This is a genomic window from Polaromonas sp. P2_G11, assembly GCF_056403595.1.
In genome coordinates this window covers 232024-246437 of record NZ_JBFUFE010000005.1, presented here as the reverse complement: position 1 = coordinate 246437, position 14414 = coordinate 232024, and the positions used below count along the sequence as shown (strand labels likewise).

The following is a 14414-nucleotide window of genomic DNA, read 5'->3' as shown; positions in this document are numbered from 1 at the left end:
AGCTCCACAGGGACAAAATTCCATGACCAGAAAATACTTCGGCACCGACGGCATTCGCGGAACGGTGGGCCAGCCCCCGATCACGCCCGATTTCGTCTTGCGGCTTGCGCACGCTGTCGGCCGGGTCCTTCGCAAAACCGAATCCCGCCCCACGGTGCTGATCGGCAAGGACACCCGCATTTCGGGCTACATGCTGGAAAGCGCGCTGGAGTCCGGTTTCAACTCCGCCGGCGTCGATGTGGTGCTGCTCGGCCCCTTGCCTACACCGGGTGTGGCCTACCTCACGCGAGCCCAGCGCGCCAGCCTGGGAGTCGTCATCAGCGCGAGCCACAACGCCTACCCCGACAACGGCATCAAGTTTTTCAGCGCGCAGGGCACGAAGCTCGATGATGCGTGGGAACTGGCCGTGGAAGCTGCGCTCGACGAGCCACCCGTCTGGGCTGATTCTGCGACTTTGGGCAAAGCCCGCCGTCTCGATGATGCGGCAGGGCGTTATACCGAATTTTGCAAAAGCACCTTTGCCAATGACCTGACGCTTCGCGGCCTGAAGATCGTGGTCGACGGTGCCCACGGTGCGGCCTATCACATCGCCCCCATGGTGTTCCATGAGCTGGGCGCTGAAGTCATTGCCATCGGCTGCGCACCCGACGGCCTGAACATCAACCACGAAGTCGGTGCGACGCACCCCGAGGCGCTGATCGCCAAGGTCAAGGCCAGCAAGGCGGACTACGGCATTGCGCTGGACGGCGACGCCGACCGGCTACAGATCGTGGACGCCGAAGGCCGGCTCTTCAACGGCGACGAGGTGCTGTACCTGATGGTCAACGAACGCCTGGCGCGCGGCGAGAAAGTACCCGGCACCGTGGGCACCCTGATGACCAATATGGCCGTGGAAGTGGCGTTGAAGGCCAAAGGCGTGGAATTTGTACGCGCCAAGGTCGGCGACCGCTACGTGCTCGAGGAGCTTGAAAAACGCGGCTGGCTGCTGGGCGGCGAGGGTTCGGGCCACCTGCTGGCACTCGACAAGCACACCACCGGTGACGGCCTCATCAGCGCGCTGCAGGTGTTGCAGGCCTGTGTGCGCAGCAAGAAAACTCTGGCCCAGCTGCTGAGCGATGTGGTGTTGTTTCCGCAGACGCTGGTCAATGTGCGCCTCAAGCCCGACCAGGACTGGAAGAGCAGCAAACCCCTGGCCGACATGACCAAAACGGTGGAAGCCGAGTTGGGCAACACGGGCCGCCTGTTGATTCGTGCCAGTGGCACCGAGCCGCTGCTGCGTGTGATGGTCGAAGCGCGTGATGCAGCCCAGGCCAAAAGCTGCGCCGAGCGGGTGGCGGACACGGTACGGTCCTGAGCGATTTATTCAAGAGAATAGTGGCTGTAACCCTTTAAGGGCGGGCGCAAGCAGCTATTAAATCGATAGCTACCGTAAACAGGCTAGGAAGCCTTGACGGTCTCCACCAAGGCAGCTCGCTCATCCGGTGTGAGTACCTTGGGCGATACGCGTGGCACCCCATCATCCGGGTTAAAGAAGGGAGTGACCTTGTAGCCGCCATTGAGCCTCGTGCGTATCAGCGTCGCCATGAACCGGAGAATGGACAGGGTGGTGCTGACCGGCATGGCTTTTGGCCTGCCTTTGGCGCTCTTCATGCCGACTTTCATGCGCACGGGGCCGAAAGCGCTGTCCAGACTGGTTGACAGATCTTTCAGGCAGTTGTGCAGCAGACCGACATGCGAGACCTTGAAGTCGCGTGCCGTGTTGCCGATCGGCGTATTGCAGCAGCTGGCATACCAGCGCAACATGCCCCTGTCACTGAGCGACATGCAGGTGAGTGCCTCCTGGCCATGGGTGAAGGTGACGTGCTGGGGAAGCGTGGCGATCACATCCGATCCACCCATCTCATCCAGAATCTCGTCGGCCTTGCCCAGGAAGTGCGCGTAAACCTGACAGTCTTTGCAGTAGCAGACGCCGCGGCATACCGATTCGGTGTGACTGACATGGCCGCGGAGTGTGCCGCATTGGCAGCGCAAGGGGTGATTCATGTGAGAGCCCTGTTTGATGGGTGAGCCATTTAACATTCAGACGCGTGGAACCCCGAGTTCTTGTCTGGCAGGGCAGTCCGGTCATTGCGCGTACGGTGTTTCCTGATGCCGACGAGTGCAATAGCTCCCGCGGTCTGCGTCGTAACCATGACCAGTGGGTAAAGCAGTCCGATACCGAGTGTCGCCACGATAAAACCGGTGCTGGCGTAAAGCGTGGATTCACGTTTGTATTCTGAGCAAAGCGCCAGGACAAGGCCAAGCCCGGCAAGAATGAACGTAAGGCAGGTCAACCAGATAACAGCGTTGGCGTCATTCAGCGCAAAGACGCTGCTTGGCCGAAGTTCGGCAATATAGCTGCGTTCTTGCCGCACCATGCCCAGCCGGTTCAGCGCGTTCAATAGCTTGCCCCCGAAGAGCACACCGCCGGCGCGATGAACGCACCACAACGCAAGAAACAATGAGAAGGCGACGAGGGCCGAGGCAAACGACAGTTTCCCCAAAGACACTCTTTCGCCGGCACCGAGCAATCGCTTAAGCATTCTCAGCGTGCGAAGGGTAGAGATGTTTGCAGAATCGCCACTCATGCACCGGCTGGTCATCAATGTAGGCTGTAGGCTTTGGCAGATAAGCTTCAAAACACTCGCTGATCCCTAGTTCGATGGCTGTGGTTCGGCAGTATTCAGCGCCTCCCGAGCTCCAGAGAAACAAGGTTGCGCCTTCGGATTTCAGCCGCCTGACCTGGGTAATTACCGCAGGCATGGGAATACGCTTCGCACCAACGGACCTGACCATGGTGTCGTCGACATCGATAAAAACGACTTGTGGGGTCATGGGTGTTGAACCTTTGTTTGACCCCGGAATATGTGTGACGCCAGGAGCCACAAGGCTACCGGCAGCAAAAGTGCGGCGGCAAGCACCTCCGAAAGAATTGTGACGTTGGCGATCAGAGGATGAAACTCGATGGGGGCCAACGCATAGTGGCCCAGGCCGTCAAAACCTAACGCCGCGTAAACAGCCATCAGCAGCAGGCCCATAGCCAAGAATTTTTTGCGCATGAGCAGCAAGCCAACGGCACCCACCGAAGTGATGGCAGCCCACACCCCATAAACCTGCGCACGTGTTAGCCAGGCCGGCAGGTTCGGATATTCGCAGATGAACTCGGCGTTGTGGCTGAAATGGCCGAGACTGGCGAGGAAGTAGGCTGCTGTCAGGGCGAGCAGCAGTTTGGGAAAGTCGTTGAAGCTGCGAAAGAAACGCATCGTTCAGGCCTGTGGTTAGAGGGGTGAAGCCCGCAGGCATCTGGCCTGTGGGTTACCAGTCTAACCAACCGGGCAGCCGCGCCGCTCGACGGCCTATTGTTCGCTAACTCAAGCCAGCGTATACGCCGTCTTCACCGTCGTGAAGAACTCCTGCGCATACTTGCCTTGCTCACGCGGGCCGTAGCTGGATCCTTTGCGGCCGCCAAACGGTACGTGGTAGTCCACGCCTGCCGTCGGCAGGTTGACCATGACCATGCCGGCCTGGCTGTGGCGCTTGAAGTGGGTCGCGTATTTGAGGCTGGTGGTGGCGATGCCGGCTGACAGGCCGAATGGCGTGTCATTGGCGGTGGCCAGCGCGGCTTCGTAGTCTTTTACCCGGATGATGCTGGCCACCGGGCCAAAAATTTCTTCACGGTTGATGCGCATGCCGGCGGTGCTTTCGCTGAAAAGCGCTGGTGTCATGAAGTAGCCTTCGGCGCCGCTGCCGGTATGGCAGCGCACGCGGTCACCGCCAAACGACAGCGTTGCGCCCTCCTGCTGGCCGATGGCGATGTAGCTTAAGTCCTGCTCCAGCTGGGCTTGTGAAGAAACCGGGCCGATGTCGGTTCCGGCGGTCAGGGCGTCGCCCACCTTGATGCGGGCCATGCGTTCGTGCAGCGCCTTGACAAAAGCAGGGTAGATGCCTTCGGTCACGATGAGGCGGCTTGATGCCGTGCAGCGCTGTCCGGTGGAATAAAAAGCGCTCTGCGCGCTGAGTTCCACGGCCTGGGTCAGGTCGGCGTCATCCAGGATGACCTGCGGGTTCTTGCCGCCCATTTCGAGCTGCACCTTCTTGAGGTTTTTTGCGCAAACCTCTGCAATGCGGCTGCCCACGCCGACCGAGCCCGTAAAGCTGATGGCATTGACGCCCGGATGGTTGACCAGCGCATCGCCGATGACGCGGCCGGGGCCCATCACCAGGTTGAACACGCCCGCCGGAATACCCGAACGCGAAATGATTTCGGCCAGGGCCCAGGCACTGCCCGGAACCAGGTCTGCCGGCTTGAGCACCACGCAGTTGCCGAAGGCCAGCGCCGGCGCAATCTTCCAGGCCGGGATGGCGATGGGGAAATTCCACGGCGTGATCAGACCGACCACGCCCACAGGTTCACGCGTGATTTCCACGCCGATGCCGGGGCGAACCGACGGCATGGTTTCGCCACCCAGGCGCAGGCATTCGCCGGCAAAAAATTTGAAGATATGACCCGCGCGGGTGGCTTCGCCAATGCCTTCTGGCTTGGTTTTTCCTTCTTCGCGTGAGAGCAGAGTGCCCAGCTCTTCGCGGCGTGCCAGGATTTCGGTGCCGATCTTGTCGAGCGCATCCGAGCGGGCCTGGATGCCCGAGGTGGACCATGCCGGGAAGGCGGCCTGCGCAGCCTGCACGGCAGCATCGAGCCCTGCGGCGTCGGCTTGCGTGTACTCGCCGATCACGTCAGCAAGATTGCTGGGGTTCAGGTTGGGGCTGTAGCTGGTGCCGGCCAGCCATTGGCCGGCGATGAGGTTGTCGTGTTTGGTGGTCATGAGGTGGCTCCAGAAGAAATCAGGGTTGATCAGGGGCGAGAGGGCGCGCAGGTTGCGGGGGTACCACGGGCGGCGCCACATCAATCGCATAGAAACGCAAGGCGTTATCGCACATCATCGCATGTTGCTGGTTTGCCGGCAGGTGGCCAAGCATGCCGGCCACATTGCCAACCAGGTCCGGATAGTTTATGCGCAGGCCAGATACAGGGAAGTTGCTGGCGAACATGCAGCGCTGCCAGCCGAAAATGGCAAGCGTCTCGCGCACAATGCGCGCGTTTTCGTGCCAGTCCCAAGGCTGGCCGCGCAGGCCGAACTCGGAAAGCTTGACGTGTACGTTTTCTTGCCGAGCCAGCGTTTCCATCCAGCCGCGCCAGCGCGTTAGGCCTTCTTCGCTGCGGTCCCAGGCAAAGCCGTGGTGGTTCAGGGCGATGGGTACCTTCGGAAACATCGCTGCCACGGTGGCCGCTTCAGGCAAGTGCCAGGCCGGTACGCGCAGGTCCCACCGCAGGCCGAATTTCTCCAGCAACGAAAAGCCGCGCAGCCAGTTTTCGTGTTGCATGGTGCCTGCCTGCCCTTTGACGCTTTGGTCCGCTGCGGCCGATGTGACAGGTTTGCTGCGGATGCCGCGCACCAGCGGAAACTGCGACTGCGCAAGGAGGCATTCCCCGCTATCAGGCCGGTCAAACCAGGCGTGCGCCACGATGGCGTTCGGAAACCCGTGCCTGGCGTTGACCTCATGCAGCCATGCAGTTTCTGCAACCTGCTCAAGGCGGCTGCGCTCGGCTTCCACATGCACGGTTGCGACCACGTCGCCGGGCCCTACAGCCGCCCGGTAGTCGGTTGCCAGGAAGTCCCGGCAAATCGGCCGGTAGTCGCCGAGGAAGAAGGCACCTGGATCGTACGCTTCCTGCAACCAGGGGTAGTGGCCTTTCGACAGGTCCCACAGGTGGTGATGTGCGTCGACGACGGGCCCTGTAAACGCCTTCACAGGTGCGGGCAGTGAGGTGGGCGATGTGCCTGTGCTCTTCATGAACCGGGAGTGGATACAGACCTTGCTGAATCAATGCCGCCAGACGCAGGACGAATCCGGCTCACGCAGCGTCCTGATTTCCTGCTCGAACGCAAAGCTGTCCAGATTGAGGCGGCGCACCGTCTCGTCCTGAAATGAGATGTAGACCGCCCGGTCCACCGGGTGAAACGACAAGGCCAGCGGGTTGCTGGGCAAGGCAAAGCAGCGCTGCTCCTGCAGGTCCAGGCCGAATATCGACAGCGAATGCTCGCCCGAGTTGGTGGTGAGCAGCAAGTCCTGGCCATGCGCACCCTGGAAGCGGTAGACCCGGTTGGGGTCGCGCCGTGTCTTGCCCGACGCCACGACTTTCATGCTGGCCGTGTCGACCGCGACGATGGTGTCGTCGCCCCGGTTGGCCACGTACAGCAGCGACTCGTCAGCCGACAGCACATTGCCTTCGGGCACGGGCCCCGGCATCATCGCGACCGGTGCGAAGGTCGGATCGTTCGGCTTGATTTTGGTGACGGTGTTCGACAGCAGGTTCAGTGCATAAGCTGTCTGTGCATCTTCCGTCAGCGCAAACAGGTGCGTCTTGTAGCCGCCCGAAGACACAGCCAGGTCCGGTACATGCACCTTTGCCGGGTCTGAAAAGCGCAGCAACACGTTGTGGGCTTCAGACATCACGAACAGGCGTCCCTGGCCGTCCACTGTCAGGCCGTGCGGCCGGTAATACGGCCAGAGGTTCAGCGTGGCCACATGCTCGCGTTTGTCCAGGTCAATCACAAAGACCGAATGCCCGCCTGCGTCTCCCAGATGACTGGCGGTTTCGATGCCATAGTGGCCCACGTAAGCAAGCCGGCGCACTGGATCTACTGTGAACTCATGCGGAAAGTTGGGCAAGACGATGTGTTCTTCCGCCCGGCCGGTGGCCAGGTCGTAAAAGCTGAAGGTATGGGCGCATTTCTGCACCAGCAAGAGTGTTTCCCGAAGGGGCATGGGTGTCCTGAAGATGGGGGAGCCTGAAAGGAAACAGAGAGAAAGAGGGAGAACGCGTGAAGAGGCCGGCCAAAGCCGTTTACCTGTCCCAGCGTAGCACCAGCGGGTCCAGCCGCTGCGCGGTGGCGATCAACCCCTTGCGAACCTCAGGATGCATGGCGGGAAACGGATGGCGCGGCGCCTCGCAGGCGATCACGCCGCCTTCCTTCATCAAGACCTTGGCCGTCAAGATACCGCCCTGGCGGTTTTCATAGTTGATCAGCGGCAACCAGCGGGTGTACTCGGCAATGGCTTCATCCCGCTTGTCGGCGACCCATGCATCCATGATCTTGCGAATGCCGTCCGGGTAGCCGCCACCCGTCATCGCACCGGTGGCGCCGGCTTCCAGGTCGGGTAGCAGGGTAATGGCTTCTTCGCCGTCCCACGGGCCTTCAATCGCGTCGCCGCCCAGCCGGATCAACTCGCGCAGCTTGGAGGCCGCACCCGGCGTTTCGATCTTGAAGTAGGCCACATTGCGGATCTCTTTGGCCATGCGAGCCAGGAAGGTTGCCGACAGCGTCGTGCCGCTGACAGGTGCGTCCTGGACCATGATGGGAATATCAATGGCGGCTGATAGCGTGGCGAAGAACTCATAAGTCTTTTCTTCCGTCACGCGGATGGTGGCGCCGTGGTACGGCGGCATCACCATGACCATGGCCGCGCCCAAGTCCTGCGCGCGGCGGCTGCGCTCGGCGCACACCCGGGTGCCGAAATGCGTGGTCGTCACAATCACCGGCACGCGACCCGCCACGTGCTTGAGGATGGTGGCGGTGAGGACTTCCCGCTCATCATCGGACAGCACAAACTGTTCCGAGAAATTGGCCAGGATGCACAGGCCCGTCGAGCCCGCATCGATCATGAAATCGACGCAGCGCTTCTGGCTTTCCAGATCAAGCTCGCCCGCATCAGTGAAAGTGGTGGGAACCACCGGGAACACGCCCGTGTATCTTGCTTTCATTCCGATCATTCGACGATGTTGAAGTCTTTGAGGAACTCGGTCTTCATCGCCAGGCCCAGGCCGGGCTTGTTGTCGTCGAGTTGCAGGAAGCCGTTCTCCGCGACAGGCTCGCCGTCAAAGATGTAATAGAACAGCTCGTTGCCGACTTCCACGTCGAACATCGGGAAGTACTCGCTCATGGGCGAGGCGAGTGTGCTCATGGTCAGGTGGTAGTTGTGCATCTGCCCGGCGTGTGGAATTACCGGCACGCTATAGGCCTCGCACAACGCATTGATCTTGTGCGCCGCCGTGATGCCGCCTACGCGGTTGGTGTCGTACTGCACGACCGACACGGCTTTTCTATCCAGCAGCTGTTTGAAGCCGTAGAGGCTGAACTCATGCTCGCCGCCCGAGATCGGGATGCTGGTGAGCTGGTTGAGTTCGGCATAGCCGTCGATGTCGTCGGCAATGACAGGTTCTTCCACCCAGCGCGGTTGAAATTTTTCCAGCTTGGGCAGCATGCGTTTGGCGTACTCCAGGTTCCAGCCCATGTAGCACTCCATCATCAGGTCGTTGTCGTAGCCGATGACTTCGCGGATCGCTTCCACGGCTTTCAGGTTTTCAGAAACGCCCTTGGTGCCGTGCGCCGGGCCGTAGCCAAAGCGCGACTTGAACATGGTGAAACCCTGGTCCAGGTATTTCTGCGCTTCGTCCTGCATCGCCTTGAGGTCGGTGCGGTAGAGTTTGGAGTAGTAGCAGGGGATTTTTTCCTTGGTGCGGCCGCCCAGCAGCTTGAACACCGGCTTGTTGACCGACTTGCCCAAGATGTCCCAGATCGCCAGATCCACCGCCGAGATGGCGGCCATGGTCACGCCCTTGCGGCCCCAGGCGTGGGTGCTGCGGTACATGCGCTGCCACAGGTATTCGTAGTCCCACGGGTCCTGGCCCAGCACCAGCGGTGTGAGGTACTGGTCGATGATGGCTTTGGCGATGTGCGGCGCCAGCGCCACGTTGCCCAGGCCGACGATGCCGTCGTCGGTTTCGATCTCGACCACCGTCCACGAATGGAAGCGGAAGGTGCTCATGGATTCTGTCTTTGAGTAGACCAGGTCCATGGCGTTGGAGCAGAAATTGCCTTGGGGTGGAACGGTCTTGCCTTTCCACTCGAACACACGTGCGCGCACTGATTTGATCTTCATTTAAAGGTCCTGTGTGAGATGAATCTTTCGAGCCCTCCCCTGGAAGGGGAGGGTTGGGGTGGGGTGAGCCGTATTACTCCCTTTGGGGAGGCGCCGCCAGGCGTCCTCCCATGCGGCAGGCGATGCGGAAAGCGTTGAGCGTGGCGTTGACATCGGCCACGCCCTGGCCGGCGATGTCATACGCGGTGCCATGCGCCGGCGTGGTGATGGGCACCGGCAGGCCGCCTTGCACAGTGACGCCCTTGCTGAAGCCCATGAGCTTGATGGCGATCTGGCCCTGGTCGTGGTACATGGTGACGATGGCCTGGTACTGGCCGGCCTGCGCTTTCAGGAAGATGGTGTCGGCCGGAAAGGGGCCGTCTACCGGAACGCCGCTGGCGCGCAGCGCTGCCACGGCCGGCTCGATGATGTCGATCTCTTCGCGTCCGCAAACACCGCCGTCGCCGCCATGCGGGTTGAAGGCTGCCACCGCTACTTTGGGGCTGTTGTTGCCGCTGGCCTTGAGTGATGCGTAGATCAACCGGGTGGCGTCCATGATGCGTTCCTTGCTGAGCATGGCTGCGGCGTCTTTCAGCGGAATGTGCGAGGACACACGTGCCGTCCACAAGTCACCCAGCGTGTTGAACTCGCAGAAGTAGCCGGTCACGCCCAGGTATTCGGCAAAGTGGTGCAGCTCGTCTTCATGCTTCAGGCCGCCCAGCTTCATGGCCTGCTTGTTCAGGGGGGCGAAGCAGATGGCATCGACCTCGCCGCGTTTGGCGCCGTCCATGCAGAGGTTGAGCACCTGCAGCACCGCCGCGCCGCAGGCGGCCTGCGCCTGGCTGCGCTGTACTTGCGCTGGCTGAATCGTGTCTGTGGCCAGGAAGGCGGGCAGGCGTGTGTCGGCGCGGCCGCGCACCTCGGCCAGGCTGGCCACGGCTTGCGTTGCGACCTTCTGTTGGGCAATGTCCTGGCCTTGCTGCCAGAGCCAGGCATCACCCACCAGCACGATGTTGGCGCCTGCCGTGATGCCGGGCTGGCTCAGCAGCCGGGCAATCAGCTCGGGGCCTATGCCGGCCGCGTCACCCAGTGTCAGGGCGACGACAGGCACCGGTTCTGTTGTCTGCTGTTTGCTCATGGCGTCTTTTCCTTGTTCTGCATCATCCGGATCAGTCCAGTTTGATGTTTTTCTTGGCGATCAGGTCACCATAGCGCTTGTTCTCGTCATTGTGGAACTGCGCGAACTGCGCCTGCGTCATCGGTGTCAGGTCCGCGCCGATCGCGCCCAGCCGGGCTTGTGTTTCCGGCATCGCCAGGACCTTGGTGACCTCGGCGTAGACACGTTCCTGCACCGCCTTGGGCGTGGCTGCCGGCATGTAGATGCCGTACCAGGCACTCATCTCGACATCCTTCACGCCGGCTTCGGCCATTGTGGGCACGTTGGGAAGCTGCGGGTTGCGTTTGGCGCTGGCCACCGCCAAAGGTTTGATGCGGCCGTTCTTGATCTGGCCGATCACCGAGGGCATGGTGTCAAAGCTCAGCTGCACCTGGCCGCCGACGAGGTCGATCAGCGCCGGGCCGCTGCCGCGGTAGGGGATGTGCGTGATGAAAACGCCGGCCTGGTCCTTGAAGAGCTCCGCCGCGATGTGTTGCGTGCTGCCCGAGCCGCTGGTGGCGTAGTTGAGCTGGCCGGGTTTTGATTTGGCCAGCTTGATGAGCGACTGCACCGAATCGACTGGCAGGGCATTGTTGACCACCAGCACATTGGGCACCGCGCCGACAAACACCACGGGCACCAGGTCCTTGTTGTTGTCGTAGCCGAGTTTCAGCAGGTGCGGGGCAATCGCATGCGCGGTCGAGACGCCCATTAGCAGGGTGTGGCCGTCGGTGGCCTTGGCCGTCAGGTCGGCTGCCAGCGTGTTGGAGGCGCCGGGGCGGTTTTCCACCACCACAGGCTGCTTGAGTAGGGGGCCGAGCCGGTCCGCTACTGCGCGGGCCATCGCGTCGGTGCCGCCGCCCGGGGCGGAGCCCACCAGAATGCGCACGGGCTTGGTCGGCCAGTCTTGTGCAAATAGCGGGGCGTGGGCGGCCACTGTGCAGGCTGCTGCCAGCAAGGCAGGCAAATATTTCATGGTTGTCTCCGTCATCGTTATGAATCAATGCGGTGATAGTAGGCAAGACAACAGTTAACGTAAATTGAAAATTCCTGATTATTTGATAATCTATAGTTATCAATTGAATTGGCCACCCAACATGCTCAACGCCTCACTGATTCCCCAGCTTCTCAACCGCCTGCGCATGCGGCAGGTGGCCCTTATCCTGGCTGTAGGCGAACACGGTACCTTGCGCAAAGCCTCCGCGGAACTGGGCATGACACAGCCGGCCGCCACCAAGATGATCCAGGAGCTGGAGTCTGCGCTGGGCCAGCGCCTGTTCGAGCGGGTGGGGCGCGGGCAGAAGCTCACGCCGGCCGGCGCCAGCGTGCTGCGTTATTTCCGCGGCATGCGCGGTTCGGTCGAGTCCATGACGCGTGAACTGGCCGAACTGCAACTGGGCAGCTCGGGTCGGGTGTCGATCGGCAGCATCATGGCACCTTCTCCGAATTTGCTGACGCACGCGATCATCACGCTCAAGAAAGCCTATCCGCTGCTGTCGGTCGACGTCATGCTGGACACCAGCGACCGGCTGTTCGAGCTGCTGCGCGAAGGCGTTCTCGACGTTGCCATCGGGCGCATTCGCGACGAGCACCGGGCGGACTACGCTTTCACCCCGCTTGAAAACGAGGCGCTGGTGGTGGTGGCGGGTGTGCACCATCCGCTGGGGCAAAAAAAGGCGGTGAAGTTTGCCAGCCTGCTGGACTACCCGTGGATATTGCAGCCCAAGGGCAGCCCGATGCGTGAGGTGCTGGAGCAGGAGTTCCGCATGCTGCAGGCGCCCACGCCCAAGGGCCTGATCGAAACCGCGTCCATCCTCACGACGACCAACCTGATTGCCGAAACCGACATGGTGGGCGTCATGCCGCAGTCGATTGCCGACCACTACGCCCGGCACGGTCTGCTCAAGATATTGCCCTGCTTTATCCAGCACAAGATGGAAGCGTTTGGCTCCATCACCCGCAAGGACAGGCCGCTCAGCGACGCCGCGGGGTTTTTCCTGGCGGCGCTGCACCAGAAATAGCTGCCGGAGGCCGATGGCAAGCCACCGCAGAGAAATTTTCTGAAAATTTCGGGCCTTGGTCCATGGGATGAGTGCCGGCCGCTGCTAAATATGGCGTCAATGCCGGCGAAGAACAGAAATTGAAGTTGGCGTGTGTAGCGGCGGATGAACGCTCCATGACCTGGATCAAGCTGTTGCCCCGTGCCATTGCTTACGCTTGGCGTATTGCCAACATTGGAAGCACACATGCCGAATCTTCAATGGTCTGACGCCCTCGTGCTCGGACTACCCCTGATGGATGACACTCACCGGGAGTTTGTCGAGTTGCTTGCGCAGGCAGAAAACGCGGCGGATGATGCGTTGCCGGGCCACTGGCGAGCGCTGGTGGACCACACCGATGAGCACTTCAGCCGCGAAGACCGGTGGATGCTGGACACGCGGTTTTCATCCTCCAATTGCCACACTGTGCAGCACAAGGTGGTGCTGCAGGTCATGCGAGAAGGCTTGCTCATGGCCCAGGCCGGGGATTTCACGTCTTTGCGCCATATGGCAAGGGAGCTCGCTCTGTGGTTTCCGCAGCATGCGCAGACCATGGATGCCGCGCTGGCCCTGCATCTACGCGGTATTGGCTACGACCCGCTCACGGGGGTGGTGAGCATGCCGCAAGCTTTGCCCAAGGACACCATACACGGTTGCGGGGGCCTGAGCTGTTCCGATGGCCAGGCGCTTGAACACACCGCATAAACGCGGCACGCTGTTGGGTCCGCTGGGTGATGCAATTTATTGCCCCGTTTGCCAACCCCCGCCCAGCGACTGGATCAACGCCACCGCGGTGGTCTGGCGGTCGGCCATGGCTTGCACCAGTGCACGGCGCGCGCTCAGCGCGGTGGCCTGGGCGGTGATGACTTCGGTGTAGCTCACCTGGCCGCTGCGGTAGCGGTTGAGTACCTGCTGCTCGACCTGGTCGGCTGCCTGCGACGCCTGGCGGCGCAGCTCCTGCTGGGTCAGCAGTACACGGGTTGCCGACAACTGATCTTCCACGTCCTGAAAGGCCGCCAGCACGGCCTGGCGGTAACGCGCCACTGCCTGCTGGTGAGAGGCCTCGGCGCCCTCCACGCGGGCGCCGGTAGCCCCGGCGTTGAAGAGCACTTGCGCGGCCGAGATGCCGATGGACCAGACGCTGCTGGAAGCCTTGAAGAGGTCCGCCACCCGGCTGGCGCCCTGGCCGGCCGAGGCGCTCAGCGACAGGCTGGGGTAATAAGCGCTCTTGGCGATGCCGATCTGTTCATTGGCAGAGGCCACGCGGCGTTCGGCGGCGGCAATGTCGGGGCGGCGCTGCAGCAGCTCGGACGGTATGCCGACCGGCACGTCAGGCACTGAAGGATTCCAGGCCACAGGGGCAATCGAGAAATTGCCGGGCGCTTCACCGACCAGCACCGCAATGGCGTGCTCCAGCTGGGCGCGCTGGCGCACCAGGCCGGCGTCGTCGGCCTGCGCGTTGGCCAGCTGTGTTTGCGCCTGCAGCACATCGGTTTTGGCCGCGATGCCGGCGTTGTAGCGGTTCTGCGTGATGTCCAGCGCGCGCTTGTAGCCGTCAATCGTGTCCTTGAGTAGCACTTTTTGTGCGTCTGTCTGGCGCAAGGACAAATAATTGGTCGCCAGTTCACCCTGCGCCGACAGTTTGGCCGAAGCCAGGTCGGCGGCGCTGGCCTGTTCGCTGGCTTTCGCGCCGTCCACGGTGCGGCCCAGACGGCCCCATACATCGGGTTCCCAACTGCCACCAATGCTGAGCTGGTAGTTGTTGCCCACGCGGCCACCGACATTGTTGCCCGCCGTGCTGCTGCTGCTACTGCTGCCCGAGCGGCTGGCGCTGCCATCCAGCGAAACCGTCGGGAACAGCGATGCCCGCTGCTCGCGCACCAGGGCGCGTGCCTGCGCGTAGGCTGCAACGGCCACTGCCACGTTCTGGTTGGACACCTCCACACGCGATGCCAGCTGGTCCAGTACCGGGTCCTTGAAGAGCGACCACCACGGGCCGCGCTCAAGCGTATCGGCGGGCGCGGCCGGAACCCAGCCTTGCGCTTCCTTGTAGGTGCTCACGTCGACCGTGGCCGGGCGCTGGTAGTCGGGGCCGACTGCGCAGCCGCCAACGGCAAGCACCAGCGCAGCGCACAGCAGGCGAAGCTGAAAACGTGAACGGTGTGCGGGGTGAGTGTCGGAAAAGTGGTTCATGGCGT

At 61.9% G+C, this 14414-nt stretch carries 15 protein-coding genes; 3 read left to right on the top strand and 12 right to left on the bottom strand.

The window, feature by feature from the left end:
• The first annotated feature begins 22 nt into the window (after positions 1-22).
• Entirely contained in the window at positions 23-1354 is a 1332-nt protein-coding gene (glmM, locus tag AC1DWQ_RS18570; protein WP_477649256.1) for a phosphoglucosamine mutase, read from the top strand.
• 83 nt (positions 1355-1437) lie between these two features.
• Here glmM and AC1DWQ_RS18565 read toward each other — a convergent pair whose 3' ends face one another.
• The 11 genes from AC1DWQ_RS18565 to AC1DWQ_RS18515 all read right to left on the bottom strand — a co-directional run bounded on the left by AC1DWQ_RS18565 (position 1438) and on the right by AC1DWQ_RS18515 (position 11153).
• The gene (locus tag AC1DWQ_RS18565; RefSeq protein ID WP_477670947.1) at positions 1438-2043 is read right to left on the bottom strand and encodes a DUF6151 family protein; all 606 of its coding nucleotides are present in this window, start codon (positions 2041-2043) and stop codon (positions 1438-1440) included.
• A gap of 29 nt (positions 2044-2072) precedes the next feature.
• Positions 2073-2627, bottom strand: a complete 555-nt coding sequence (locus AC1DWQ_RS18560; RefSeq protein WP_477670946.1) for a hypothetical protein — start codon at positions 2625-2627, stop codon at positions 2073-2075.
• A complete protein-coding gene (locus AC1DWQ_RS18555) occupies positions 2575-2874 on the bottom strand; it encodes a DUF705 domain-containing protein (protein WP_477670945.1) in 300 nt (99 codons plus the stop codon). Before AC1DWQ_RS18555 ends, AC1DWQ_RS18560 begins: the two co-directional genes overlap by 53 nt.
• Positions 2871-3302, bottom strand: coding sequence for a hypothetical protein (locus AC1DWQ_RS18550; RefSeq protein ID WP_477670944.1), 432 nt, complete (start codon positions 3300-3302; stop codon positions 2871-2873). The genes AC1DWQ_RS18555 and AC1DWQ_RS18550 overlap by 4 nt, the downstream gene beginning before the upstream one ends.
• 108 nt (positions 3303-3410) lie before the next feature.
• The gene (locus AC1DWQ_RS18545) at positions 3411-4862 is read right to left on the bottom strand and encodes an aldehyde dehydrogenase family protein (protein ID WP_477670943.1); all 1452 of its coding nucleotides are present in this window, start codon (positions 4860-4862) and stop codon (positions 3411-3413) included.
• A gap of 19 nt (positions 4863-4881) precedes the next feature.
• On the bottom strand, positions 4882-5892 hold the full coding sequence (locus tag AC1DWQ_RS18540; protein WP_477670942.1) for an amidohydrolase family protein: 1011 nt from the start codon (positions 5890-5892) through the stop codon (positions 4882-4884).
• A 30-nt stretch (positions 5893-5922) separates the two neighbouring features.
• Complete coding sequence (locus AC1DWQ_RS18535) at positions 5923-6867, bottom strand: YncE family protein (RefSeq protein WP_477670941.1); 945 nt, start codon at positions 6865-6867, stop codon at positions 5923-5925.
• 79 nt (positions 6868-6946) lie between these two features.
• Positions 6947-7864, bottom strand: coding sequence for a dihydrodipicolinate synthase family protein (locus tag AC1DWQ_RS18530; protein ID WP_477670940.1), 918 nt, complete (start codon positions 7862-7864; stop codon positions 6947-6949).
• A gap of 5 nt (positions 7865-7869) precedes the next feature.
• The gene (locus AC1DWQ_RS18525) at positions 7870-9042 is read right to left on the bottom strand and encodes an L-rhamnonate dehydratase (RefSeq protein ID WP_477670939.1); all 1173 of its coding nucleotides are present in this window, start codon (positions 9040-9042) and stop codon (positions 7870-7872) included.
• A 73-nt stretch (positions 9043-9115) separates the two neighbouring features.
• Entirely contained in the window at positions 9116-10159 is a 1044-nt protein-coding gene (locus AC1DWQ_RS18520) for a 4-hydroxythreonine-4-phosphate dehydrogenase PdxA (RefSeq protein WP_477670938.1), read from the bottom strand.
• 31 nt (positions 10160-10190) lie between these two features.
• Positions 10191-11153: a Bug family tripartite tricarboxylate transporter substrate binding protein gene (locus AC1DWQ_RS18515; RefSeq protein WP_477670937.1), complete on the bottom strand. Its 963-nt coding sequence runs from the start codon at positions 11151-11153 to the stop codon at positions 10191-10193.
• Positions 11154-11274: 121 nt separating this feature from the next.
• Between AC1DWQ_RS18515 and AC1DWQ_RS18510 the strand changes: the two genes are divergently transcribed.
• Positions 11275-12198, top strand: a complete 924-nt coding sequence (locus AC1DWQ_RS18510; protein ID WP_477670936.1) for a LysR family transcriptional regulator — start codon at positions 11275-11277, stop codon at positions 12196-12198.
• 225 nt (positions 12199-12423) lie between these two features.
• Positions 12424-12921, top strand: coding sequence for a hemerythrin domain-containing protein (locus tag AC1DWQ_RS18505; protein ID WP_477670935.1), 498 nt, complete (start codon positions 12424-12426; stop codon positions 12919-12921).
• Between the two features lie 36 nt (positions 12922-12957).
• On the opposite strand, the gene AC1DWQ_RS18500 is transcribed toward AC1DWQ_RS18505, so the two are convergent.
• Positions 12958-14409 (bottom strand): efflux transporter outer membrane subunit, encoded by a 1452-nt coding sequence (locus tag AC1DWQ_RS18500; RefSeq protein WP_477670934.1) that lies wholly within the window; start codon positions 14407-14409, stop codon positions 12958-12960.
• Positions 14410-14414: the final 5 nt, after the last annotated feature.

Excerpts from the sequence above, each read along its gene's own strand:
- AC1DWQ_RS18530 (WP_477670940.1), bottom strand. The coding sequence starts at position 7,864 with ATGAAAGCAAGATACACGGGCGTGTTCCCGGTGGTTCCCACCACTTTC.
- AC1DWQ_RS18535 (WP_477670941.1), bottom strand. The coding sequence starts at position 6,867 with ATGCCCCTTCGGGAAACACTCTTGCTGGTGCAGAAATGCGCCCATACC.
- AC1DWQ_RS18525 (WP_477670939.1), bottom strand. The coding sequence starts at position 9,042 with ATGAAGATCAAATCAGTGCGCGCACGTGTGTTCGAGTGGAAAGGCAAG.
- AC1DWQ_RS18505 (WP_477670935.1), top strand. The coding sequence starts at position 12,424 with ATGCCGAATCTTCAATGGTCTGACGCCCTCGTGCTCGGACTACCCCTG.
- AC1DWQ_RS18550 (WP_477670944.1), bottom strand. The coding sequence starts at position 3,302 with ATGCGTTTCTTTCGCAGCTTCAACGACTTTCCCAAACTGCTGCTCGCC.
- AC1DWQ_RS18520 (WP_477670938.1), bottom strand. The coding sequence starts at position 10,159 with ATGAGCAAACAGCAGACAACAGAACCGGTGCCTGTCGTCGCCCTGACA.
- AC1DWQ_RS18500 (WP_477670934.1), bottom strand. The coding sequence starts at position 14,409 with ATGAACCACTTTTCCGACACTCACCCCGCACACCGTTCACGTTTTCAG.
- AC1DWQ_RS18515 (WP_477670937.1), bottom strand. The coding sequence starts at position 11,153 with ATGAAATATTTGCCTGCCTTGCTGGCAGCAGCCTGCACAGTGGCCGCC.
- AC1DWQ_RS18510 (WP_477670936.1), top strand. The coding sequence starts at position 11,275 with ATGCTCAACGCCTCACTGATTCCCCAGCTTCTCAACCGCCTGCGCATG.
- AC1DWQ_RS18545 (WP_477670943.1), bottom strand. The coding sequence starts at position 4,862 with ATGACCACCAAACACGACAACCTCATCGCCGGCCAATGGCTGGCCGGC.
- glmM (WP_477649256.1), top strand. The coding sequence starts at position 23 with ATGACCAGAAAATACTTCGGCACCGACGGCATTCGCGGAACGGTGGGC.
- AC1DWQ_RS18560 (WP_477670946.1), bottom strand. The coding sequence starts at position 2,627 with ATGAGTGGCGATTCTGCAAACATCTCTACCCTTCGCACGCTGAGAATG.
- AC1DWQ_RS18540 (WP_477670942.1), bottom strand. The coding sequence starts at position 5,892 with ATGAAGAGCACAGGCACATCGCCCACCTCACTGCCCGCACCTGTGAAG.
- AC1DWQ_RS18565 (WP_477670947.1), bottom strand. The coding sequence starts at position 2,043 with ATGAATCACCCCTTGCGCTGCCAATGCGGCACACTCCGCGGCCATGTC.
- AC1DWQ_RS18555 (WP_477670945.1), bottom strand. The coding sequence starts at position 2,874 with ATGACCCCACAAGTCGTTTTTATCGATGTCGACGACACCATGGTCAGG.